Genomic DNA, 22,225 nt, shown 5'->3' with positions numbered 1-22,225 from the left:
CTGGGTGAAACCGGGCGCCCAATGGGACGCCCGGCCTCAATTCATCGTCCTTAACGGAACAGTGACAGCAGGGTCTGCGGTGCGCTGTTCGCGATCGAAAGCGCCTGGACACCAAGCTGTTGCTGAACCTGCAGAGCCTGCAGTTTTGCAGATGCTGCTTCGATATCCGCATCGACCATGGCGCCGATACCTGACTTCATCGAGTCGACCAGGTTCTGAACGAACTCCGTCTGGCCTTCGATCTGCTTCTGGGCCGAACCGAAGGTGGTCGCTGCCGTGATCGCCTTGTTGAGAAGGGTCTCGATCGAGGTCAGAGCTGCGGTTGCACCGGCAGAGTCAGACACATCGATGTCAGCGAGGGCACCGAGGCCGCCAGCTGCGACAGCTGCGTTGGTTGAAGCGAGCGAGGTGGTCAGAATGTTCACATCCCCACCATCAGCCGTCAGGGTCAGCGTTGCATCGCCGGTCAGTGGGTCGGTCGCTGCGGTGGTTGAAACCGTCAGGTTGGTAATACCCGCATCCTCAATGTCGCCAGCAAGTTCGCTGAGAACATCGTTGATGGTTTCGTCAGCCTTGGCCGTGTAGCTGAAATCGGTGTCGCCGACGTTCACAGTGAAGGTGTCACCCTCAGAGATCGCACCGCCCTTGAAGGTAATGACAACGTCGTTCCCGTCTTCGATAATGGCCTGCGCATAGGTCGTCTCGACATCTGCCGGGTCAAGCGCAACCGTACCGCCAGACGCAGCGATCGAGATGGTCGTGTCGTCAGACTCTGGATCCGTACCGGCCGTGAAGCTGACCGTACCAAGGTTGGTGATCGTCTTCGTGCCGATGTCGTCTGTCAACTTCTGAGCGATATCTGCGAGCGTATCGTCAGCGTCGGCGGTGGCCGTAATCGTTTCGCCGCCGAGATCGAACGTGAAGACGTCGCCTTCGTTGATCACGCCGCCCTTGAGCGTCACTGTGGCCGTATCACCATCACCAATGTTGGTGCCCGTGAGACCGGTAATCGTGATCGTGCCTGGATCGCCCGAATCTTTCGCAATATCGCTGGAACCGGTCGTCGATGCTGTGGAAACATAACCTGCATCCGTGGCTTCTTTATCAGCCTCAGCAACAGCAGCCGTGGCCTGAAGGTCAACGCGGGAGACGTTGATGAAGGCTGGGGCAACTGCGCCCGTGCCGTCGCGGTCGAGCGAGGCGAGAACTTTCAGGTCATCGGTGCCCTTGAGCAGGTTCTGACCGTTCATCTGTGCGCCGTTGACAATGTTCGTGATCGTCGAACGGATAGCAGCAACGTCTTTCTGGATCTTCGCGCGGTCGCTGTCGTTGAGGTCCTGCTGGGCGTCAACGATCAGGTTCTTCATGTCCTGAAGAAGGCTGGTGATCTGCTCGGAAGAAGCGCGGGCAACACCAACGGTTGCGGAGCCCTTGTTGAGCGAAGACGAGATTTGTTCGAAGCTTGCAGCGTCGGTCGACATGACAGTCGAGATGGCCCAGACGGAAGCGTTGTCCTTGGCAGACGCAACTTTCTTACCCGTCGAGATTTCGTTCTGAACGGATTCAAGATTGCGGTTGATGTTGCGAAGGGTTTCGAGCGCAACCATCGAGCTATTGTTCGTAAGAATACTGGACATCAGTTATCCCCTTTTAAGTTCCAGATCGAGCCGGTGAGACCCGACCTCGAAGTTCCAACTCATGTCATCCTGACAGCAGGTATTTGTCCTGAACCAATCTTGGTTATGAGCCTTGATTAGACGACACTCATGGACAATCGGTTAACTGGCTCAGGCTTTTTTTGCGTAGCCGCCAGTTGCCTTGGAAAACGCTGTTTTTTCACCAGCAGCCGTGTAAGCGCCGACATAGGATTGCGCCGATGAATCGCTCACGCGCGTGACGGCTTGGCCGACCCCGTTGCGGACAGCCGAGAACAGGTTTGCATTCTCAGTAGCAAGGCGCACGATACGCTCCATACGGATCTTTACATCAGGCACGCCGCGCAGGCGCGCCGGATCTTCGACGAGAAGGTCGAAGGCCTGCATAGCCTCCATTTTCGGCTGAAGGAGGCTGCTGGCCTTGCTCGCCTGCCCGGCCTTCAAGGCGTCGTGTTCTGCTTCGAGAAGCTCCAGCAGATTGCTGAGTACGCTGTCGGGGCTGGTCTGCGCACTCATCAGGTGTCTCCAACGGTTCTGGACATCTCATAGGCCTCAACCGCCCTGTCGACGGCATTCAGACCAAGCGGATGTTTTTCAGCCAGATCACGCGCAATGGCTTCGACGGCGAACTGTGTAAAAGCCGCAGCGCCCTCACCACCAACACTGGAGAAAGCTTCCTCGAGCCCCGTGTGCCGAAGCATTTCGGCCCAGAGCATCTGTTCGAAGCGCATATTTACGTCAGAATTGGTCTCAGATGTGGCTGGCGCGGTAGCCGATTGCGCAGCAGGCGCGCGGACGGGCTGCACGGGCGGGGCATAGGAAGATTGCGCGCGCGAAGGCGCTGCAGACTGTGCATTTTCTGGCGAGCGCGAGGATGGCAGCGGCGGCGGTGCGACCGCATTGCGTCTTGCTGGCGCGAGTTGATCGGCGTTTGGCGTCAATACTTTTAGAGGGATCAAGTTCTGCCTCCCTGCATCTGGCTGGCCAGCGCGATTGACGCGTTTTTTTGGGCCAGCGTTAAATCCGCTTTTACCTGTGGTGGGGCAGATTTGGTTAAGAGAGCGCTAATCAGAGTTAACCAAGGACACTGAATGCCCGCAGCCATTGGACCTTTGGGCCCGCTTCTGGCCGATCCGGCGCAAGCGCGCAGTGAGCCTTCTTCGTCAGGGCGCGGGTCGGCGTTCGCTAGAATTCTCGAAACTGAAGGTCAAAGCGACCAGGCTTCGCCGGAAAAAGATGGCGAGCGCTCAGATGGCGCGGGCAGCGCAGCTGTCCTGGCGTTCTCATCTCAAGCACACGCACCGACCGAAGATACGACAACCGAGACCGAACTGCGCTCGGAGAAGGTTGATGCAAAGTCTGACCTCGTTGCGGTCGCGCCTGATCGGGCACCACAAGTCGTGGCTGCGCCGGCGGGCGATACCGACGTTGCACCTGTGTCCCCAGCATCCGACGAACTGGCCGCGCCAGAATTGCTATCTACTGAGCAAGTGAGACCATCGGGTGAGGTAAAGGTCGACGCTACCTCGAAGCAGGAAGCCGATATCATTGATATCGCGAGCGCCGCCGATACTGACCCAGATGCCAAACTTGAAGTCGCCCGCTCCAAGGCTGACCCCGTTTCCGTAGACACTGGCCGCCCCCTCGCAGAGACGGAAGTCCTGAGCGGCGAAAAGGCTTCCGATGAGCCGGTTCGTAACGTGGCAGCTACTCCAGATACGACTGATGTCAGCTTGGTGGCCAAAGCCTCATCGCAGCACGCTGATGGATCAGAAGCAGACGCGTCCAATGTTAGTGAGATAAAGACTGATAAGGTCCTGGCAGCAGACGCCAGCTCCAATGCGAACGCATTGATAAGAGGCAATGAAGCGCCGGGGCGTCCAGATCTCGTGATGGCAACGCTCAACCCCACGGCGCAAACGACTGATAAAGGTACCGGCCGCCTGAAGGATGTGTCCGCAACACCACTTCGAGCAGCAGCTGTGCCCGCCAGCACGATCCCCGTAGACGCGCCGCGTCTTGATCGCGCGGATACGCCGTCCGCCATCACCGTTGCGCAGCCAGCTGCTGACACCCCAATCGAAAACGCGGCCTTTATGAACGGCGGTCTGGACGTGAGCGCGCAGGCCACCGGGACAGGCGATAACGGTCAGCAGACCCCCACGCTTTCACTCGCTGCTAGCGCTCCGGCATCAGCCCCCATGACGGCGCAAGCGCCCGCCAGTGGTGCAGCCGGCATGGGCCCAGTGATGGTCGCAACGCAGGCGACCGTCGTCGCCGCGCCGCAGGAGATCGTGGACATCGTCAGCAACAAGCTCGCTGGCGGCGACAAGCCTGATCGCATCATGGTGCAGCTGGACCCGCCGGAGCTTGGCCGCGTCTCGATCGAGTTCAAGTTCGACGCGCAAGGCCTCCAGCAGGTCGCAGTGAGAGCGGACACGCCAGAAGCCATGAAGCAGCTTCGCCTGCTTCACTTCGATCTCGTCCAGTCGCTGGAACAGCACGGTCTTTCGGCGCGTGACATGACCTTCAGCGAAGGCTCAACAGACGGGTCGCAGTATCACCAGCCGGCTGACTTTATCGACTACACCGCTGCCGCAGATGATGACGCCGAATTCCTGGCGGCACCTGCAATGCCACAGACACGCCGCGCACCGATCACCCTCGGAGCGAGCGGCCTGAACATCAAACTCTAGGAAGGAGTTTCGGAAATGAGCGTTATTAACGCAGCGCAGGCGACCCAGATCGCACAATCCGCGCAGAACACACAGTCTGGTCAGGCGACGGGCTCGCAGACCAATGAGAGCGCGAGCACCCAGTTTGTCGGTGAGGAGTTCAATAACTTCCTCAAGCTTCTGACCGCGCAGCTGCGCCATCAGGACCCGCTTTCGCCGCTCGACTCGACGCAATTCGTTGAACAGCTCGCATCCTTCTCGACGCTGGAACAGCAGGTGCAATCGAATACGAGCCTGAAGAGCATGGCGAGCATGATCGGTGATCTGCATTCCATGTTCGCCAGCGAATGGCTGGGGGAGACCGTGACTGTCGAGTCGTCCTGGGTGCCTTATTCCGGCGATCCGGTTGAGTTTGCGTTCGACGCACCAAACGAAGCAACAGCCGCCGTACTGACGATTGCAAACTCATCCGGTGAAGCAGTCTATAGCGACCGCCTCAAAATCGATGACGAGAGCAAAAGTTGGGATGGCCGCTTTTCCAATGGTGGTGCTGCCGCATCCGGAGAGATCTACCAGTTTGGCATCGACCTCTATGCTGGCGACACCTTCCTTGGCACGGTCGCACCTCAAGTGCTGACCACAGTGACCGATGTCGGCACGGAGAACGGCGAATTGCGCATTGGCACATCGTCCAGCCTGTCGGGCGACCTTGGCCAGGTTCGCCGCGTCACCCAGTAAACTCTAACGAATTGCAGGAACTGGCCGGTAAGGCAGCGCGCTAGATGTGCTGCTTTGCCATGTCCAGAATGAGCACATTCTCCAGGCCTGTCGGCAGAACCTCGCGAAGGTTTGCGAGGATCATGGAGCGGATCGTCTCATAGTTTTCAGGATTGGTGAGATCACCAAGTGCCACGCCTTCATTCGAAAGGCGGATGAGCGTGCTCATGATATTGTCGCGCAGCTTCGGCTCCATCCCATAAACCTGATCGGAGACGGACTTGTCGATCTCCAGGTTGAGGTTGATGATGACGAGGCTGTCGACCCGCTCCCCCTCTGTGATGGGCACCACGAACTCACGGCTGAACTTGTAGTATTCCACGTCGCCGGACATGCCCCCGCCAGACTTCGCGCCGTGACCGCCGCCATGACCACCGCCTTTTTCCTCGCCATGCCCAGACGCCTTGGCCTCGTGGCTTTCGGCGCCAGCTGAAGCGTTGCCGCCTGAGGAGAACGCCCCCTTCATGAAGAGGGCGCCGCCTGCACCAAGTACGACGAAAATGGCAGCAATGATTGCGGGAATAATCTGCTTCATGTCAGGCTGGCTCTAGAATGGAACGATAGTGTCGAGGAGTTTGGGCACGAGGCCTGCACGTACAGGCTCTGTCGCCTGCCCTGAACTTACATAGGAAAGCTGGGCGTCGGCGATCTTTTCATAGGTCACCGTATTCATGCGAGTGATGTCCTGCGAGCGGATGACACCTGTAACGGTGAGCACGCGGACTTCATTGCTGACGCGGGTGCGCTGATAACCCTGAATGACAAGGTTTCCATTTGGCTCCAGCCCGATCACGCGAGCAGCGAGACGGAAAGTCACCTGCTCAGCCCGGTTGATGGCACCGCTGCCATTGAGGGCAGAGTTCCGGCTGTAGTCGATGCCCGGCGAGACGCTCGCCCCGCCCGGCAGAACGCCGTTTGCCCACTCTGGCAGGCCGAAGAGCGCATCAAGATTGAAGTCCTGATTGGTGCCTCGCGTGCTCTGCAGTGAGTTCTGCATGCTGGCCTGATCGTCCATTTCGACGACGACCGTCAGAAGATCACCAACTGACTTTGCCCGGCGCATGCTGAGCAGAGAGTTTGCTGACGTGGTCCAGAGCGAGTTGGTGTCATTGTGTAGCGGCGCCTGCGGGAACGCTGCCATGGACTGGACTGGCGGTGGGCTCGCTGGTGGGGCCGCCATCATGGCCTGCTGGCTGGAGGGCGAAGACGCGCATGCTGCGCATCCGAGCGCAATTAGCGAAAGAAGGAATGTCGTTTTCATTGTGCCAGCACCCATCCACCCGACTGGACGACGCCAGACACCATCTTGCGGGAATTGGTGTTGAGCAGCGAAACCGTGTCATGAAGACCGCCCTCTTCCATCGCGCGCGCGGTGGTCGAGATTTCAAGGCCGCCGCGAATATACTTCACGGTGACGATCTGATTGCGAGTCACCAGGCGAGGCGACTGCGTGTTCTCCATGGAAACCTCGCGCCCGGCATAGACGGTGCGGCGAACTTCGCGGCCGATCAGCGGGCTGTCGAACACCGGCGTGCCATCCTCTGTAACCAGCATGCCCGGCGTGATGACCTCGCCGGAGCGGATGACGTCTTCTGCAACGATTGAACCGGAAGCGGTGAGCGCAAGCATGAAACCGCTTGCGAGTGTAGCGACGATGCTCATCGGACTACCTCACTCTCGTCGTGGCGGCGAGCATTTCATCTGCCGCCGTGATGACTTTGGAGTTCAGCTCATATCCACGCTGCGCCTCGATCAGCTCAGAGATTTCCTGGACAACGTCGACGCCTGAATCTTCCAGATAGCCCTGGCGCAGGATGCCAACGCCCTCAGTTGCAGGAACTAGCCTGTTCGGCGCGCCGGAGGCTTCGGTCTCGCGGAACATGTTGTCGCCCATGGCCTCAAGGCCCTTTTCGTTGACGAAGCGGACCAGAGAGATCGTGCCGATCGCTTGGCCCTGTGCTTCGTTCGCGAAATAGGCGACCACCTCACCATCGCTGCTGATGGAAATGCGGCGAGCATCTTCCGGGATTGTGATTCCGTCGGCGAGTTCGAAACCATCCTTGGTCACGATCTGGCCTTCAGCGCTGCGGTTCAGCTTGCCGTCACGGGTATAGGCAGACTCTCCGGAAGGCAGCTGGACTTCGAAGAAGCCGGTCCCGTCGATGGCGATATCGAGCTCTGAGCCGGTCTGACGAAGCGAGCCTTGGGTGATCTCCATCGAGACCGACGATGGCTTCACCCCGGTGCCGAGCTGGACGCCCGCTGGGACAACCGTACCAACCTGGGAAGAAATCGTCCCGGGCGTCAGGTATTGCTGGTACATGAGATCGGCGAACTCTGCCGTGCGCGGCCGGTATGCGGCCGTGCTCATGTTGGCGATGTTGTTCGAGATGACGTCGACACGTAACTGTTGTGCCGCCATGCCCGTGGCTGCGATCTGCAGTGATTTCATAGGGTCCTCCCTCGATCCACGTCCTGTGCGTTAGAGCTGTCGTAAAGTGCTGATGAATTTCGCAATCCGGTCGTCTTCACGTTCGATGAGCGCCTGCCCGGCTTCGTAGGCGCGCTGCACTTCGATCATGCGCGCAATCTCAAGCACCGGCGAGACGTTTGACTGTTCGAGGGCACCCTGCACGACGCGGGGCTCCTCGATTGGCTGGAAGCCTTCTTCGGCCGCAAACATGGCGTCGCCTGCGCGGCTGAGCTGGCCCTCTGGCTGGACGACGCCAACCTGGTCGATGATCTGACCATCGAAGGAGATCGTGCCGTCACCCGCGATGCTGACATTCGTCGCTTCTTCCGGGATCTGGATGGCGCCGCCGCCAGCATTGAGCACGCGGTAACCAGTATCGGTGATGAGCTCTGCTTCAGCGTTCAGCTGGAAATGGCCTGCGCGGGTCAGGCGTTCACCCTGCGGCGTTTCGATGAGGAAATAGCCTTCGCCCTGAATGGCGAGGTCGAACGTGCCATTGGTAAAGCGAAGACCGCCTTGCTCCAGGTCGAATTCATGGCCTGCCAGCGTGCCCATGGACAGGTCAGCCAGATTATTGCGCGTGCCGGCAACAAACTCAGCAAAGATGGCGCGGTCAGACTTGTACCCGGTGGTGCTCGAGTTTGCGAGATTGTTCGCGACCACCTGCATTTCAGTCATCAGGCCGGACTGGCGGGCGAGAGCGGCGTAAATTGCGTTCGACATCAGCGAACCTCCGTCGGAATTGGCCCGAGTGACTCGCGCAGGCGCTCGAGCCTTGAGGACACATCGGTCAGCGCAATCTCGCCTTCATCCGGAGTTTCCGGAGCAGGCCGTGCGTCGGAGACGCGAAGAGCGCGGGTCTGGGTTTCTTCATCACCGCTTCTGGCGGCGATCGTGTAATAGCGCTGCGGCACGACCCAGTGGCCTGCGGCAGCGTCTGCCTCGATCAACATGAGGGCAGTGTCGACATCTTCAGGAATGCCGCGAGCAAGACGATTGAAGGCCTGGCGATCGCCGCGATTGATCGCATCAATCAGCGCAATCTTGCGAATTGCGACACTGCCCGGGTTGTCTGCGAGGAGACGGGCGAGCGCGGCTTCATCCTTCAGCCGGAATGCCAGCTCTGCCTGGGCCAGCGCCAGAGCCGCGTCGTGGGTCAGGCGTTCAGAAAGCTTTGCGGACATGGAGGGAAGGCCAAGATTGGCAGCTATCGCCGCTGCGCGTGCAAATCGTGCTTCGGTGCCTTCCCGGTCCGCGAGAAGCTCTTCGCCTTTCAAAAGCGCGTCCATGGCTTTCAGATTCACGAGAAAGGTGTCGCTATGGAGGTCTTCGTCCAGCATCGCCTCGAAATGTCCGGCAAGGCGCTGGCGCGCCTGCGGGTTCGCCGCCGCGGGCACGTCGGCAAGACGCAGCGTGAGATCGTATCCAACCGCACTGTTGAGGTCGTGCAGGATCAAGTCGAGATTTTCAGAGACGGAGGCTTCAGCCGGCAGATTGCCAAGCTCATTGATATAGTAGTCGACAATTTCCCGTTCGAGATCGCTGGAAATTGCCTTGCCGTGACGGCGCAGAGCCGCAGCCGCTTCGTTGCGATACTGCGCGCGGCGGAGATATCCGCGAATGTCTTCAGCCGCGCTCGGAGATCCCATAGACAGACGCTGGAGCGCCTTCACGAATTGAAGCTCGCGGCTCTGCGCGATTTCCTCTGCCGTGAAGCTGGTCATCAGGCGTTCCGAAAGGATCGGCCGGTCGAGGCGGTCGAGCGCCGGAATAATGATCAGCGCCGCGTCCGCGCGGAGGCGAAGGGGCAGCGCGCGGAAGTCTGCAAAGTGCTGCGCCAGAAGATCAGCGCCATTTGCATCATTCAACTTCAGTTGCCCGACGGCCAGCCAGACATTGTCCGCGCCTGAACAACTCGCGACGTCACGAAAGAATGCCAGGTTAGGCCGGCCATCACGCTCCAGAAGATCGGTCAGCAGGCGAAGTGCGACACCGCCCTGCCCCTGATCTCCGGCGATTTCTGCGCGCGCTTCGGCGATCATGCCGAGCGACAGATAGGCTTTCGCCATCAGACGGCCGAGTGCGGTCGTGCGTTCTTCACCTTCGAGGAAACCACGCCACTGGGCGAGATCGCTATAGGACGCGAAATCGGAGAACTCCGAAAAGTCGTAGGGAGAAGTTTCAGGGCAGAGATACTCGACCTTGATTTGCGCAGCCGCAGCTGGCTGCTCTGGCGCGTGCTCGACCGCCGCCTCAGTCACTTGCGGGCGGATGTCCTGAGGGCTCGGGCTTTCGGCAGGCCTGTCTGCCACAGGTGAGGTAGATGCTTCTGCAGACTGCGGTCTTGCTGGCCTCAAGAGGCCCTCATTGATTGCTTCCTGAACGAAGCTGTCGAGCTCTCCGGGAAGACGCTCGATCTCGTCTGCCTGACCAGACACAATCGGCGGCTCCTGCTGTGCAGAAGCCGCCTGCGCCAGCAATGCAGCGCCAAGACATATGCCCGTGAACTTCCTCAAGCTGCCTGCTTCAGCCCCCTCAGCGCTTCTTCGATTTCGTTAAAAGATGGACGTACCCGCGCCGGCGCATGACGTCTTGCGACCTCGACGCAGATATTGACTGGGTTCTTGTGGAGGTTCGAAACCAGCATTTCGCCGATCATCGAATAGAAGAAGTGTTCCTCTGTCCGGATGGCTTTGACGCGCGAGGCGAACGGACCAACCAGACCATAGGCGAGGAATACGCCGAGGAATGTGCCAACGAGCGCGCCGCCGATCATGCCGCCAAGAACTTCAGGCGGCTTGTCGATGGACGACATGGTCTTGATGACGCCAAGCACAGCGGCAACGATGCCGAGCGCAGGAAGCGCGTCTGCCATGGTCTGAAGGGCGTGGGAGCCTGCGAGCTTGTCTTCGTGCAGGCTCTCCAGATGCTTCTCGAGCAGCTCTTCAACCTGATGAACATTGTCGAAGTTCATCAGCATGGAGCGGATCGTGTCGCAGATCATGTTGATCGCGTCTTCGTCCTTCAGGATCTTCGGATAGCGCTGAAAGATCGATGACTGCTCGGGATCTTCAATGTGCTGTTCGATGTCGACCGGGTTGTTGCGAAGGACGTTGAGGAGCTCCGACATCAGGCAAAGAAGGTCCTGATAGTCGCTCTTTTTCCACTTCGAACCCGTGAAGGCGGCGAGGACGTCGGCACCGGTCTGCTTGATCGTACCAAAGTCGTTTGCCGCCAGAAGCGCGCCGATGGCTGCGCCGCCGATCATCATGCCTTCAAACGGAAGCGCGTGTGTAATGATGTCCATATGACCGCCGGCCAGCATATAGCCGCCGAAGACCATGCCGACCGTCACCAAGATGCCCAGAATTGCGTTCAACTCATCCTCCATCGCGCCGTTTGGGGCGCGGATAATTCCCTCGTTCAGGCGCCCGATAGCTCCTGAACGAAACTCTCCAGCAGGGGCGAAGTCAGCTTTATGGCGCGTCTGTCTTTCCAGTTGCCTAATTCGGCCTCACCGATTTCCACAGGTCCGGTCAGGGTCTCCGCGTGCAGGTAAAGTTTGCCGTCATCTGCATCCGTCAGTGGCAGCACCTGCCCAACCTTCAGACGAGAGCAATCGGCAACCGTGATTGGTAGCTTGGCCAGCACCGCATCAAGACCGACACTCGACCGGCGGATCGACTTGATCAGATTGGATTTGTCGATCGCAGGTTTCGGCTTCACGCTCGCGGCGGCTGCACGATCCAGCCGTTCGGCATGAGCTGTCAGGCTCTCGACGTCATAATAGAAGTCCAGCCGGGCCGTAGGTTCAACATCGCCGCGTCCGAACAGATTGAAAGTTATGGCGACGAGCTTGGGTCCTTCGGGAAACACTTCGGGCAGGCCTGCCGGGTCAGCCACCATATAGTCGTCCGGAAGGGCGAGACCGGCAGGAACAGCACGCGACAGATCGCTCATCAGTCTGCGCACTGGCTTGTCGCACATCAGGCGAAGGAAGAGCGGCGGCGCGATCTCGACGTGTGAAAGGTCTTCCTTGAGACGGCGGGCAACGAACCGTTCGGCAAGCGAGGCGCCGAGCGAAATACCGTGAAGGCCGCCAGTACCTCGAGGTAAACAAATATAGCCGAATTTTTCACGAATACGCAGCTTGGCCTGTTCATGGTTACAAAGCTGGCGCGCACCGATCTGGGCCTTCATCTCGAAGCCGAGGGCCTCTTTCAGCCATGTCTCGCACGCTTTGGACATGGTTGCCCAAAGTGGCTCACATTGCAGGAGGGACGGGGGTAATCCGCCCGCTGACCTCATCATTTTGAGCAATGTTTCCGACACGCCAGCCCCTCAGCTGATTGGCTATTTCTCCACAGTCCGGTGTCGGTGGATTTGGTAAATGTTTCGTTAGGGATACGGCGCCAATCGCGCCTGCCGCTTAGACGATGTGTCAGCCACTCTCTGTTATTGGGGATGCTGAAACTGCAGAAAGCGGGTCCATCTCATGGCACAATCGCCGTCAAACGCGCATCACGATCACGTCACGATCATAAAGAGAAAAAAAGTTGTCAAAGGCGACGGGCACCATGGCGGTGCCTGGAAAGTTGCTTATGCGGACTTTGTGACCGCCATGATGGCGTTCTTTCTGCTGATGTGGCTGCTGAATGCGACGACGGAAGACCAGCGCAAGGGCATCGCTGACTACTTCAACCCGTCCATTCCTGTCAGCCGTGTGTCCGGCGGCGGCGCTGACGGACTCAATGGCAGCTCTCTCATGGCAGACGATTCCGCTGCCAAGGTCGGTACCGGCGCAACAGGCATTGGTGACGGCCATTCGCTCGAGCAGATGCGCCACACGGACATCCAGCGCGATCTTGAAGAGATGCGCGAGGAACTGGGCGATGATCCAGAACGCCTTTCCGAGCATCTCATGGTGAAGATGACGCCAGAAGGCATCGTGCTCGAGATCGTCGATTCCGAAAGCCGCCCCCTGTTTGAACTTGGCCGCAGTGAGCCGACAGCACTGATGACAGACCTTCTGGACGCAGTCTCCAACTCGCTGAACGCCTTTGAGAATGACGTGAAGATTGTCGGCCACACTGACAACCGCCCGTTCCGGGGCGCGGCTGGCTATGACAACTGGCGCCTGTCTTCGGATCGGGCCAATACAGCCCGCCAGCTTCTTGCCGCCAATGGCTTCCCGGTCAGCCGTGTCCGCGAGGTTTCTGGTCGGGCCGATACTGATCCCCTGGTGCCTGGTGACCCTTCCGCAGCGCGTAATCGCCGCATCTCGATCACCATCATGACGGACGCGCCAGACCCCGCCGCGAGCTAATTATCCGTCTATTAAACATTCAGCTCCAATTTCAGAGGAAATCTGACAAAGGAGTTGTCAATGAGTATCTCGTCGTCCCTGAATGCAGGAGTAATGGGGCTGAATTCAAACGCGAGCCGTTTGTCCACGATCTCCGACAATATCGCGAACTCTTCGACTTACGGCTACAAGCGCAGCGTCGCTGACTTTTCCAGCATGGTGATCCAGAAGCAGGCCTCCGCTTACGCGGCTGGCGGTGTGACCGTGAACACCTTCAAGGATATTCAGCAGACCGGGTCACTCATCAATACGGGTAACTCGACCGATATCGCCGTTGGCGGCCGCGGCCTCCTTCCGGTGACGGATGGCGCTGGTGTGGGCTCTCTCGCGTCTGAACGTGAACTCATGCTCCTTCCGACCGGCTCCTTCTATGCAGATGAGTCCGGTAACCTTCGCACCCAAAGCGGCATGTTCCTTCTGGGCTGGGCCGTGGATAGCGATGGCGGCATTGGTACCGTCAGCCGCAATAGCGGCGCGAACCTTCAGCCGGTGAACATCTCCGCCTCTCAATATGTGGCCTCGCCGACGTCCCGTATCGATCTCGGTATCAACCTGCCAGCCGATGCGACGCTCGCAGGCGCCTCTGGCCAGCCATATGATCTTCCGATCGAATACTTCGACAATATCGGCCGCGCCCAGACCCTGTCGCTGTCTTTCGTCCCGAACGTACCCGCTGACGGCGCAACCAATCAGTGGACCGTGCAGGTCTTTGATAGCGCGACAGATGGCACAGACCCGATTGCAGAACTGACCCTCGACTTTACCGATGCTGTCGACCAAGGCGGCCGCCTTGACGACGTCACCCCTGCTGTCGGCACCGTTTATGACGAAGATACGGGCATCATGACCCTCACCCTTCCTCATGGCGACGTTGACGTGATGGTCGGCAAGCCGGGCGGCACGACGGGCGTGACCCAGCTGTCTGCCCCGTTCTCACCGACCAATGTGACCAAGGACGGCGCCCCAATCGGCGACCTTCAGTCGGTTGAAGTCGACGAGAAAGGTTTCCTGCAAGCCGTCTATAACTCTGGCTACCGCCGCGCGCTCTACCAGATACCTGTCGGCGATGTGCCGAACATGAATGGTCTTCGCGCCAAGGACGGTCAGGCATTCTCGGTCTCCGCTGAAAGTGGCAACCTGTATCTCTGGGATGCCGGTACGGGCCCAGTCGGTGAAGTCGCAGGCTACTCGCTGATGGAGTCGACGACGGACATCGCAGCTGAGCTGACCGACCTCATCGAAACACAGCGCGCTTATTCGTCGAATGCGAAGATCGTGCAGACCGTCGATGAGATGCTTCAGGAAACCACCAACCTGAAACGCTAGACCAGTCGCTGAGCGCGAGGGCTAAGCCTTGAGTCTGTCAAACGCCATCAATACCGCCCGCACCGGTCTGCAAGTGACCGGTCTGCGGGCGGATATGGTCGCAACGAACGTATCGAACGCGACAACGCCGGGCTATGTCCGGCGTTCGGTGCTTGTCAGTGAGCAGATGACCTCCACCAATCCATCCGGCGTACGGGTGGATGGCGTGGGGCGCGCAACGAGTGATCCGCTGACGGCGCAGCGGATGAATTCAGGCAGCGATCTGGCGCAGGCGAGCGTCATGTCATCTACCTGGGCATCCCTGTCTGCGCGACTGGGCGACAGTGTCGATGGCACAGGTCTCTTCTCGATGATGTCGAACTTCGAGTCCGCGCTTGCCAACGCAGCGGCGACGCCCGAGTCGCAGGCCAATCTGAATGCTATCGTCGACTCCGTCCGCGCGCTTGCATCTGAATTCAACAGCCTGTCAGACTTCATTGCCTCTGAACGTATTGAGGCCGACCGCGAAATCGCGAACGGCGTGGATACCGTCAATGATGCGCTGAAGCAGGTGCAGGCGCTGAATGCGCAACTTGCCGGTACTGATAGAAGCTCTGCAAAGGCTGCCGCGCTGATGGATGAGCGCCAGCGCTACGTAGACACAATCTCCGAATTTTTGCCCGTGCAGACTGTTGCGCGGAATGGGGGCACGATCGACATCGTCACCAAGGAAGGCGTGTTCCTTCTGGCAGGCGGCGCTCGCGAGTTGGAGTTTACCCCCGGCACAGCTGTCGGCCCCGGCGACGGTATCGATACGGGCGCCCTCTCCGGCCTCAAGGTCGGCGACGTGGAAATCACACCCGGCGCGGCCTCTTATGGCGCCATCTCAAGTGGCCTGTTTGGCGCGCTTTTCACGTTGCGCGACACAGACCTACCCGGATTTCAGGACCAGCTCGACACCGTGGCGAGCGATATCATGGCGCGCCTCGACAATGCCGATCTTGCCGGCGGCGCAAATACGAGCCTTCTGATCGATACAGATCCAGGCGCTGGCGCAGGTGTCGCAGCCCGAATTTCGATCAACCCGCTGATCGATCCGCTTCAGGGCGGCCAACTCTCATTGCTTCGCGATGGCCTCGACGCCGTTGCACCTGGCGACGCCGGGGATGGCAGCCTTTTCAACGCGATGCTGGACGCGATGACCGCGAACCGCACGCTTGCCGATGGCGGCTTTCAGGGAAGTTATACCGCGACAGGCCTTGTCGCAGGTTTCGCCTCACGCACAGGCCAGATGCGCGTTTCAAGCGAAGCCGTTGAGGCCTCAACTGCCGCCCAACACTCCATCATGGTCGAAGCCGAACAGAAACAGACCGGCGTCGATGTAGACGAACAGATGCAGCTGCTTCTTCAGATTGAGCAGGCCTATGCCGCGAATGCACGCGTCATTGAAGTCGCCAATCAGATGTTGCTCAGGCTGATGGAGCTCTAGGATGATCAACAAGTCCTATCTTGCGAACTCGATCACGACGCAGCTCAGCCGTGACATTCAGTCAATTCGTGACCGGATCGACCGGACATCGAGCGAAGCTGTCACTGGGCGTACCGCCGACCCGACCGCCCACCTCTCTGGACAGATCGGCAGAGCGATGGTCGCGAATGACGCGCTCAACAAGATTGACCGCGACACGAGCCTGCTGCAACTGCGCGAAAGCCGCCTCGATATCACACAGCAAAGCCTTTCGCGCATGCAGGAAGGCCTCGCCGAGATTTCAGTGCGCGCGCTCGACAGCCTGAGCGCAGGTTCACCCGTAGAACGAACAGCACTTGCACAGGATGCGCGCGCTCAACTCGACGGGGCCCTGATTGCTCTCAATTCACGCCACGGCGAACGCTTCCTGTTTTCCGGGGATGCGACCGACAAGGCACCCTTCGGGTCACCTGATGACTTCATGGCGGACCTGCGCGCGATCGCGGACGCAGCCACCGACAAGGCGGACTTCAACACGCGGCTCGACGCCTATTTTGATCTGGATACGGGCGACTTCGCAAACAGCTTCTATCGCGGCGCGAAGACCAGCTCTGACGGCGACGCTGTCACAGGCCTTGACCCCGCCATCCTACAGACGCTTCGCAATCTCGGCGTGCTAGCGATGGCCGGCCCAGGCGATGGCCTCGACAATCTCGCAACCTCCGAAACCCTTGACGTCATCTCCGCATCGGCTGACAGCCTGGTGCAGGCTGATGCTGCACTGACCCAGTTGCGCGCCGCTAACGGCATCCTTCAGGAGCGCGTTGCAACAGGTCTCGACAGCCTGGCCAAGGAGCGGCTGGTCGTGAACAGTCTGCTGGAGGGAATGACGTCCCGCGACCAGTATGAAGCCGCCGCAGAACTTAAAGCCCTCGAGGCGAGCCTCGAAGCCTCTTACATGCTGACCGCAAGACTTTCGCAGCTCAGCCTCATGAACTTCCTAAGGTGATCTGATGAAGCCGATCCTCGCTCTTCTCGCCCTCGCAGCGCTCGCCATTACCTCTCCGCCTGCCCTGCAAGCCGACGCGCAGACCCGGATCCGCGATGTGGTCGACGTCGAAGGCGTACGTCAGAACGACCTGATCGGCTACGGCATCGTGGTCGGCCTCAACGGCACTGGCGACTCGGTGCGAAACTCCCCCTTCACCGAGGATTCGCTCACCTACATGCTTGAGCGCCTCGGCGTGAACGTGCAGGGCGAGGACATCAAGCCGGACAATGTCGCTGCTGTGCTCGTCACCGCGACACTGCCATCCTTTGCCCGCAACGGCTCGACGCTGGACATTTCAGTGGCTTCCATCGGCGATGCCGAAAGCCTTGAAGGCGGCACGCTGGTGCTCACGCCCCTCAAGGGCGCTGACAATGAAGTCTACGCCGTCGCTCAGGGCAGCATCGTGGTCTCTGGCATCGACGTGAAGGCAGACGGCGCACGTGCCCGTCGCGGCACGCCAACGCAGGGCGCCATCCCGAACGGCGCGCGCGTTGAGCGCGAGATCCCCTACCAGTTCAATGACCGCAACTCGCTGGTCCTGGCCCTTCGCGAACCAGACTTCACCACGGCGGCCCGCATCGAAGATACGATCAATGCCGCGATTGGCTCTCCCGTCGCCTACACGCGCGACCCGGGCACCGTCGATATCGACCTGCGCAGTCTCCAAGGTTCACCCTCTCGCGTCCTCGCCAGCATCGAGAACCTGCCAATTGAAGTCGCTGTGCCTGCCCGCATCGTGATTGATGAGCAGTCCGGCACCATCGTCCTTGGCAAGGATGTCACCATTTCGCGTGTGGCCATCGCTCAAGGCGATATTTCGATCAAAGTGACCGAAACACCTGTTGTCTCGCAGCCAAACCCGTTTGCCGATGGCGAGTCGATCGTCCTGCCCCGTTCGCAGATCGAAATCGGTCAGACCGGCACGCGCAACATCGCAACGCTCGACGCTAATGTGACGCTCTCGCAGCTGATCGCAGGCCTCAATGCGCTCGGCGTGTCCCCACAGGAAATGGGCGACATCATCCGGACGATGAAAGCGGCAGGCGCCCTGCACGCTGACCTGATTGTCCAGTAAACAACTCGGTCAGACGAGAGACGCCCGGGTGATGGTTCGCCCGTTGCTGCCCTAGCCTGCCTTCGCCGGCGCCTTTTCCAGCGTGATAAGCCCGCGGCGCTTCATCGACATCAGAGTCGTCAGGAAGGTGCGCTGCGTCGCATCCGGGTCTTCGACCGGCGTGCGGTTCGGGTCTGACAGCGAGTCGCGATACTGTACCGCAAGGCGTGAAGAGATGTTCTCCAGCAGGTAGTCCTGCACGCGTTGCGCAGGGCCGGTCAGGGTCGCGAGAACCGGCACAAGCGTATCCTCGCCCAGCTCCTTGAACACGACAGGCACCGACTGGCGCGCCAGGATTTCTGGCAGGCCTTCGATCGTGAACATGACTTTCTCGATGCTCTCGAATTTGTCTTCATGCTCAGTGCGGATGAAGGACATGATACGCGCCCGCGTATGGTTCGGCAGCAGGCTGAGGAGCTCGCCAACCGACTCGGCGTTGGCGTTTCCTTCGCTCTCCGTCGTCTGAACCTGATTGAGAAATTCGATCTCAACCATCTGGGCAACGACATCCTCGATCTCGCTATCGACATCTTCGCCGCCAACCAGATAGCCAATCGTGCTGTCCAGCATCGGCTCCTGAAGATGACCAACAACTTCCGACGCAAAGGCCACGTCCAGCTTGCGCAGGATAATCGCGCTGATGTTCGCTGTGAGCCGCGAAAGATAGGCAGCCACGACGGCTGGCTTTCGCGCTTCAAGGCGCGTCCAGACATCGCTGGACTTGGAAACGGGCTGAGGTTTCGGCATTTCGACATTGCCGAAAACAATGTCAGCGCGATTTTCATCGAGGAAGCTTGAAACGATCTCACGCGCGCGTTCACGCCCACCCCGGAATGAGCCATTGGTGGCGCGTAGCGCCTGCAGGAAGTCCATGACGATTTCGGTCAGCTCTTCGCGGCCGAGATAGGAAACGGCCTCTAGCTCATTGGCGACCTGCGCGAGCGAGGCATTGTCCAGCTTCTCGACGATTGGACGCGCAGCCTGCTCGCCAAGCATCGCAATAACGACAGCCGCCCGCCGTGCCGGCGGAATCGCGCCAGCCTTACCCGGTGCAGCGCCTGCACGGGCGCGCATCTGGGTAACGTTCGATCCGGGCCTCGTCGCAGCCTCGCTCATCCGGCGTATCCTCTTACCAGTGCCTCGGTGATCTTCAGCCAGCCATCGGCCAGCACGAAAAATCCGATCTTGAACGGCAGCGACACGACGGTTGGCGGAACCATCATCATGCCGACGGCCATGAGGACTGACGCTACGACGAGATCAATAACAAGAAATGGAAGAAAGATTACAAATCCGATCTGAAATGCATGTTTTATTTCAGAAAGCATGAACCCCGTCGCCAGCATCGAGAAGGCTGGCTCTTCGCCTTCGACCACAGGCCGGTTGAGCGCATCGCCCAGAACGGTGATCGTGCCCGGCTCAACGCGTGCGGTCATGAAGGTGCGGAACGGATCTGTGGTCAGCTGCCAGGCCGTTTCTTCATCGATGGCGCCGTCAATATAGGGCGAGACACCATCGGCCCAGGCCTGCGTGAAGGTCGGCTCCATGATGAAGAAGGTCAGGAAGATGGCGAGCGCCATCAGCATCATGTTCGGCGGGGCCTGCTGAACGCCAAGCGCCTGCCGGATGAATGAAAACACGATGACCAGGAATGGCAGGCAGGTCACCATCATGGCGAGGCCCGGCACGAGGCTGAGCACCGTCACGACAAGGAACAGGATAATGACGGTGCCGCTCAGCCCGCCTTCGCCGTCCTGACCCAGCACCGCATCCAGCGCCGCGCCCGCCTCGCCAGCTTCCTGCGCGTGCGCTGCAAAGCCAAGGATCAGGGCAAAGGCAATCAGGCTGGCAAGACGCAGGATCAGTCCGCTATCCCTAGCCTTCAGAAGCATCAGCCTCTTCCGCAATTTCAGTGATCTTGACGGCAATGCCGCCATTGTCGGTCTCGACCAGTTCACCCCGTGCGATGAGCTTGTCATCGACCATCAGGCGGACCGGGTCTTCAATGCGCGAGTCGAGCGCGATGACAGAGTCAGGCGTGAGGTCCAGCACTTCCTGTACGCTGAGGCGGCGCTGGCCGACGGATACGGTCAGGGTAACGGGGACGCCATAGATCGCGCGGCGAAACTGATTGACCGGAGAGGTATCTCGCCGGTCTTCACTCTCGTCACTAGTTGGCTGAACCTCAGGATTTGCCATCACCCACTCTCCTGTTCACTCGGCCGCTCGCTGCGCAGGTGGCCAATGCAGGCCTCCAGCAGACCATCAAAGTCGAAATCCAGACCGCCGCTTTTCCAGCTGACATCGACCCGGCTTCCGCAGGCATCTTCCTGCGGTATCACGTTGCAGATGTCGGCCAGCTGGGCGGAACGCTGGATTGTTTCGTACAGCTGCTCAGCCAGATGTGGTTCGGCCTTTATGTCAATGCAGACCTCACCGGGCGGGATCATCTTTTCCAGGTGGAGGGCAATCTCCTCAGCGAGGAACCGCCGGGCGAGTTTCGGGAAAAGTCGCTCTGCGATGGCCGCAATCGACGCTGCTGTCTGACGGCGTGCATCCGCTTCGATCTTCTCGACCTTGCCGGCGAGCGAGTCGAGAATGAGCTGAACTTCGCCCATCTGGCGGCTGAACTGGGTATCCTGCTCGCGCCTGCGCTTTTCCATTTCGCGCTCATGGGCTTGCTCAAGCTCCACAAGTCGGTCACGCGGATTGGGGGCTGGCGCTGCCGTTGCGACGGGCGCCCCCGCATGCACGGAATCGAAATTGGGGAATCTGGCAAAGACAGCTCTACTCATTTACCGCGGCCTTTCTGTCCTCGCTCAGCCAGGACTGCAGCAGGGCAACAGCCTCGTCCGGGCGCTCACGTGTATAGTCGGAGAGATAGACGAATGGGTCCGGCGACTCCTCACTCGCAGTGTCGGCGTCACCCGGCACTGGCCCTTCGAGCGCAGCGGTTTCCAGCTTCTTCTGAGACAGGAGCGGGCGAACCACGCCGAGGCCAAGAACGATGACGACCAGACCAAGCAGCACCGCCTGCAGACCGGACCAGAAATAGTTCTGCACCAGCGTCTCAACCATGCTTGGTGCCGACATCATCTCGGCGACCTCGGCCACCTGGAAAGGCATGAGCTCTACGGTCAGCGTGTCACCGCGCGCAGTGTTGAGACCGGCACCTGACAGGATAAGTTGCTCGAAGTCGCTCAGGATTTCCTGCGCAGCCGCTTGAGCAGCCGCTGGGTCGAGCCCTTCCTGAACCAGCGCATCTTCATTGAGCAGCACCGCAATAGAGATACGCTCCACCTGTCCGGGCAAGAGTTCAGTTTCGGTGCGCCGCTCATTGAATTCGTAATTGATGCTCTCGGTCGAGTTGCGCATCGTGCTGGAATTGCCCTCGCCGCCAGCCGTGCCCTGTGGAAGGTTGCTGGCCGCGCTGAGCGCCCCGCTCGTTCCTGCGCTGGTTTCGCTGACATCATTTGTCGTACGGCTGCGGACGATCCGCGATTCCGGGTCGACGGTACGTTCAGAAATGGTCTGGCGCTGGCGGTTCACATCGACGCTGACCGAAACGCGCGCATTGCCTGCGCCAACGCGGGCTTCAATCAGCCGCATGATCTTGTCTTCCAGCATGGTCGCCTGATTGTCGGCGGCAATCGACGGCTGGGAGGCCTTCGCCACGTTCGGACCGGCAATGACGCCCTTTACCGGATCGATCACGGCGACATCTTCCGGCGCGAGACCGGCAACGGCCAGTGCGACGAGAAACTGGATTGCTTCGGCCTGACCTGGCGAAAGGTCATGGGCCGTGCTGAGCGTAACGGATGCCGTCTGCGGCGTCTGCGAGCGGGCAAAGCCAGAACCGAGGCTCGCGCCGATATGGACACGCGCTGCCGATACGCCGTCTATTGCGAGGATGGTGCGCGTCAGCTCGCCCTCCTTCGCGCGCCAATAGGCGGCATTGTACATCTCAGACGTTACCGAAAAGCCGTTCACATCGTCGAGCAGCTCATAGCCTTGGACCGATTGCTGCGGCAGGCCCTGGCGGGCGAGCGCATAGCGAACCTGGTCGCGCTGGCTCTGCGCGATGAAGATCGAGTCGCCGCGCAGCTCATAGTCGATGCCGCGCTGTTCCAGTTCTTCGATCACCTCACCGGCGGTCGCTGGCTCCAGCTTTGAGTAGAGAAGCGATTTGGGTTCGCTCATCGCGCCCTGGACGAGGAACACCATCGCAAAGATGACACCAAGCACCGCCGCCGCGAGGGCAAGCTGGCGGCTTGGCGGCAAGGATCTCAAGGTCTCAAGAAATTTCATAGCGGATATCAGCCCCGGCTTCTGAAAAGCGCTC

23 protein-coding genes are annotated in these 22,225 nt (G+C 59.8%); 7 read left to right on the top strand and 16 right to left on the bottom strand.

Features of this window, described 5'->3' with window-relative positions; translation table 11 throughout:
* Positions 1-50: 50 nt before the first annotated feature.
* From D1222_RS13070 to D1222_RS13060, 3 genes are all read right to left on the bottom strand, one after another.
* Positions 51-1,637 (bottom strand): flagellin, encoded by a 1,587-nt coding sequence (locus D1222_RS13070; RefSeq protein ID WP_119454714.1) that lies wholly within the window; start codon positions 1,635-1,637, stop codon positions 51-53.
* Between the two features lie 150 nt (positions 1,638-1,787).
* Positions 1,788-2,171 (bottom strand): hypothetical protein, encoded by a 384-nt coding sequence (locus D1222_RS13065; RefSeq protein WP_119454713.1) that lies wholly within the window; start codon positions 2,169-2,171, stop codon positions 1,788-1,790.
* Entirely contained in the window at positions 2,171-2,614 is a 444-nt protein-coding gene (locus tag D1222_RS13060; protein ID WP_147371876.1) for a hypothetical protein, read from the bottom strand. The genes D1222_RS13065 and D1222_RS13060 overlap by 1 nt, the downstream gene beginning before the upstream one ends.
* Before the next feature lie 132 nt (positions 2,615-2,746).
* Here D1222_RS13060 and D1222_RS13055 point away from each other — a divergent pair, with 132 nt between their 5' ends.
* Both D1222_RS13055 and D1222_RS13050 read left to right on the top strand, forming a co-directional pair.
* Complete coding sequence (locus D1222_RS13055) at positions 2,747-4,351, top strand: flagellar hook-length control protein FliK (RefSeq protein ID WP_119454711.1); 1,605 nt, start codon at positions 2,747-2,749, stop codon at positions 4,349-4,351.
* Positions 4,352-4,366: 15 nt separating this feature from the next.
* Positions 4,367-5,068, top strand: a complete 702-nt coding sequence (locus tag D1222_RS13050) for a flagellar hook assembly protein FlgD (RefSeq protein WP_119454710.1) — start codon at positions 4,367-4,369, stop codon at positions 5,066-5,068.
* 40 nt (positions 5,069-5,108) lie between these two features.
* Here the strand turns inward: D1222_RS13050 and D1222_RS13045 are convergent, their stop codons facing one another.
* From D1222_RS13045 to D1222_RS13010, 8 genes are read right to left on the bottom strand one after another with little or no spacing between them, the layout of a single operon-like run.
* Complete coding sequence (locus D1222_RS13045; protein ID WP_119454709.1) at positions 5,109-5,642, bottom strand: flagellar basal body-associated FliL family protein; 534 nt, start codon at positions 5,640-5,642, stop codon at positions 5,109-5,111.
* Positions 5,643-5,654: 12 nt separating this feature from the next.
* Positions 5,655-6,368, bottom strand: coding sequence for a flagellar basal body L-ring protein FlgH (locus D1222_RS13040; protein ID WP_233348758.1), 714 nt, complete (start codon positions 6,366-6,368; stop codon positions 5,655-5,657).
* Positions 6,365-6,769, bottom strand: coding sequence for a flagellar basal body P-ring formation chaperone FlgA (gene flgA / locus D1222_RS13035; RefSeq protein WP_119454707.1), 405 nt, complete (start codon positions 6,767-6,769; stop codon positions 6,365-6,367). The genes D1222_RS13040 and flgA overlap by 4 nt, the downstream gene beginning before the upstream one ends.
* 4 nt (positions 6,770-6,773) lie before the next feature.
* Positions 6,774-7,559 (bottom strand): flagellar basal-body rod protein FlgG, encoded by a 786-nt coding sequence (flgG, locus tag D1222_RS13030; protein WP_119454706.1) that lies wholly within the window; start codon positions 7,557-7,559, stop codon positions 6,774-6,776.
* Between the two features lie 30 nt (positions 7,560-7,589).
* Positions 7,590-8,303, bottom strand: coding sequence for a flagellar hook-basal body complex protein (locus tag D1222_RS13025; protein WP_119454705.1), 714 nt, complete (start codon positions 8,301-8,303; stop codon positions 7,590-7,592).
* Positions 8,303-10,096 carry a hypothetical protein gene (locus tag D1222_RS13020; protein ID WP_147371875.1) on the bottom strand — a complete coding sequence of 598 codons (1,794 nt, stop codon included), beginning with the start codon at positions 10,094-10,096 and terminating at the stop codon, positions 8,303-8,305. Before D1222_RS13020 ends, D1222_RS13025 begins: the two co-directional genes overlap by 1 nt.
* Complete coding sequence (gene motA / locus D1222_RS13015) at positions 10,093-10,959, bottom strand: flagellar motor stator protein MotA (protein WP_119455171.1); 867 nt, start codon at positions 10,957-10,959, stop codon at positions 10,093-10,095. The genes D1222_RS13020 and motA overlap by 4 nt, the downstream gene beginning before the upstream one ends.
* Before the next feature lie 44 nt (positions 10,960-11,003).
* Entirely contained in the window at positions 11,004-11,828 is an 825-nt protein-coding gene (locus D1222_RS13010) for a FliM/FliN family flagellar motor switch protein (RefSeq protein WP_182481985.1), read from the bottom strand.
* Between the two features lie 247 nt (positions 11,829-12,075).
* On the opposite strand from D1222_RS13010, the gene D1222_RS13005 reads away from it, so the two are divergent.
* Genes D1222_RS13005 through D1222_RS12985 form a run of 5 tightly spaced genes read left to right on the top strand, consistent with a single transcriptional unit; the run spans position 12,076 to position 17,844 of the window.
* A complete protein-coding gene (locus D1222_RS13005; RefSeq protein WP_119454702.1) occupies positions 12,076-12,906 on the top strand; it encodes a flagellar motor protein MotB in 831 nt (276 codons plus the stop codon).
* Positions 12,907-12,966: 60 nt separating this feature from the next.
* A complete protein-coding gene (locus D1222_RS13000) occupies positions 12,967-14,271 on the top strand; it encodes a flagellar hook protein FlgE (protein ID WP_182481984.1) in 1,305 nt (434 codons plus the stop codon).
* Between the two features lie 28 nt (positions 14,272-14,299).
* Positions 14,300-15,739 carry a flagellar hook-associated protein FlgK gene (flgK, locus tag D1222_RS12995; protein ID WP_119454700.1) on the top strand — a complete coding sequence of 480 codons (1,440 nt, stop codon included), beginning with the start codon at positions 14,300-14,302 and terminating at the stop codon, positions 15,737-15,739.
* Position 15,740: 1 nt separating this feature from the next.
* Complete coding sequence (locus D1222_RS12990; protein ID WP_119454699.1) at positions 15,741-16,727, top strand: flagellin; 987 nt, start codon at positions 15,741-15,743, stop codon at positions 16,725-16,727.
* Between the two features lie 4 nt (positions 16,728-16,731).
* A complete protein-coding gene (locus D1222_RS12985; RefSeq protein WP_119454698.1) occupies positions 16,732-17,844 on the top strand; it encodes a flagellar basal body P-ring protein FlgI in 1,113 nt (370 codons plus the stop codon).
* A 51-nt stretch (positions 17,845-17,895) separates the two neighbouring features.
* On the opposite strand, the gene D1222_RS12980 is transcribed toward D1222_RS12985, so the two are convergent.
* From D1222_RS12980 to fliF, 5 genes are read right to left on the bottom strand one after another with little or no spacing between them, the layout of a single operon-like run.
* Positions 17,896-18,999, bottom strand: coding sequence for a FliG C-terminal domain-containing protein (locus tag D1222_RS12980; RefSeq protein WP_119454697.1), 1,104 nt, complete (start codon positions 18,997-18,999; stop codon positions 17,896-17,898).
* A complete protein-coding gene (fliP, locus tag D1222_RS12975; protein WP_119454696.1) occupies positions 18,996-19,775 on the bottom strand; it encodes a flagellar type III secretion system pore protein FliP in 780 nt (259 codons plus the stop codon). Before fliP ends, D1222_RS12980 begins: the two co-directional genes overlap by 4 nt.
* Positions 19,759-20,082 carry a FliM/FliN family flagellar motor switch protein gene (locus D1222_RS12970; protein ID WP_119454695.1) on the bottom strand — a complete coding sequence of 108 codons (324 nt, stop codon included), beginning with the start codon at positions 20,080-20,082 and terminating at the stop codon, positions 19,759-19,761. The genes fliP and D1222_RS12970 overlap by 17 nt, the downstream gene beginning before the upstream one ends.
* The gene (locus D1222_RS12965) at positions 20,082-20,678 is read right to left on the bottom strand and encodes a hypothetical protein (RefSeq protein WP_147371874.1); all 597 of its coding nucleotides are present in this window, start codon (positions 20,676-20,678) and stop codon (positions 20,082-20,084) included. Before D1222_RS12965 ends, D1222_RS12970 begins: the two co-directional genes overlap by 1 nt.
* Positions 20,671-22,191, bottom strand: a complete 1,521-nt coding sequence (gene fliF / locus D1222_RS12960) for a flagellar basal-body MS-ring/collar protein FliF (RefSeq protein WP_119454693.1) — start codon at positions 22,189-22,191, stop codon at positions 20,671-20,673. The genes D1222_RS12965 and fliF overlap by 8 nt, the downstream gene beginning before the upstream one ends.
* Between the last annotated feature and the right edge of the window lie 34 nt (positions 22,192-22,225).

Origin of the sequence: Henriciella algicola, assembly GCF_003576245.1 — a bacterium.
Classification (GTDB): domain Bacteria; phylum Pseudomonadota; class Alphaproteobacteria; order Caulobacterales; family Hyphomonadaceae; genus Henriciella; species Henriciella algicola.
This window is presented reverse-complemented; position numbering and strand designations above follow the sequence as displayed.

Excerpts from the sequence above, each read along its gene's own strand:
- D1222_RS13070 (WP_119454714.1), bottom strand. The coding sequence starts at position 1,637 with ATGTCCAGTATTCTTACGAACAATAGCTCGATGGTTGCGCTCGAAACC.
- D1222_RS13065 (WP_119454713.1), bottom strand. The coding sequence starts at position 2,171 with ATGAGTGCGCAGACCAGCCCCGACAGCGTACTCAGCAATCTGCTGGAG.
- D1222_RS13055 (WP_119454711.1), top strand. The coding sequence starts at position 2,747 with ATGCCCGCAGCCATTGGACCTTTGGGCCCGCTTCTGGCCGATCCGGCG.
- D1222_RS13050 (WP_119454710.1), top strand. The coding sequence starts at position 4,367 with ATGAGCGTTATTAACGCAGCGCAGGCGACCCAGATCGCACAATCCGCG.
- D1222_RS13045 (WP_119454709.1), bottom strand. The coding sequence starts at position 5,642 with ATGAAGCAGATTATTCCCGCAATCATTGCTGCCATTTTCGTCGTACTT.
- D1222_RS13040 (WP_233348758.1), bottom strand. The coding sequence starts at position 6,368 with ATGAAAACGACATTCCTTCTTTCGCTAATTGCGCTCGGATGCGCAGCA.
- flgA (WP_119454707.1), bottom strand. The coding sequence starts at position 6,769 with ATGAGCATCGTCGCTACACTCGCAAGCGGTTTCATGCTTGCGCTCACC.
- flgG (WP_119454706.1), bottom strand. The coding sequence starts at position 7,559 with ATGAAATCACTGCAGATCGCAGCCACGGGCATGGCGGCACAACAGTTA.
- D1222_RS13025 (WP_119454705.1), bottom strand. The coding sequence starts at position 8,303 with ATGTCGAACGCAATTTACGCCGCTCTCGCCCGCCAGTCCGGCCTGATG.
- D1222_RS13010 (WP_182481985.1), bottom strand. The coding sequence starts at position 11,828 with ATGTCCAAAGCGTGCGAGACATGGCTGAAAGAGGCCCTCGGCTTCGAG.
- D1222_RS13005 (WP_119454702.1), top strand. The coding sequence starts at position 12,076 with ATGGCACAATCGCCGTCAAACGCGCATCACGATCACGTCACGATCATA.
- D1222_RS13000 (WP_182481984.1), top strand. The coding sequence starts at position 12,967 with ATGAGTATCTCGTCGTCCCTGAATGCAGGAGTAATGGGGCTGAATTCA.
- D1222_RS12990 (WP_119454699.1), top strand. The coding sequence starts at position 15,741 with ATGATCAACAAGTCCTATCTTGCGAACTCGATCACGACGCAGCTCAGC.
- D1222_RS12985 (WP_119454698.1), top strand. The coding sequence starts at position 16,732 with ATGAAGCCGATCCTCGCTCTTCTCGCCCTCGCAGCGCTCGCCATTACC.
- D1222_RS12980 (WP_119454697.1), bottom strand. The coding sequence starts at position 18,999 with ATGAGCGAGGCTGCGACGAGGCCCGGATCGAACGTTACCCAGATGCGC.
- fliP (WP_119454696.1), bottom strand. The coding sequence starts at position 19,775 with ATGCTTCTGAAGGCTAGGGATAGCGGACTGATCCTGCGTCTTGCCAGC.
- D1222_RS12970 (WP_119454695.1), bottom strand. The coding sequence starts at position 20,082 with ATGGCAAATCCTGAGGTTCAGCCAACTAGTGACGAGAGTGAAGACCGG.
- D1222_RS12965 (WP_147371874.1), bottom strand. The coding sequence starts at position 20,678 with ATGAGTAGAGCTGTCTTTGCCAGATTCCCCAATTTCGATTCCGTGCAT.
- fliF (WP_119454693.1), bottom strand. The coding sequence starts at position 22,191 with ATGAAATTTCTTGAGACCTTGAGATCCTTGCCGCCAAGCCGCCAGCTT.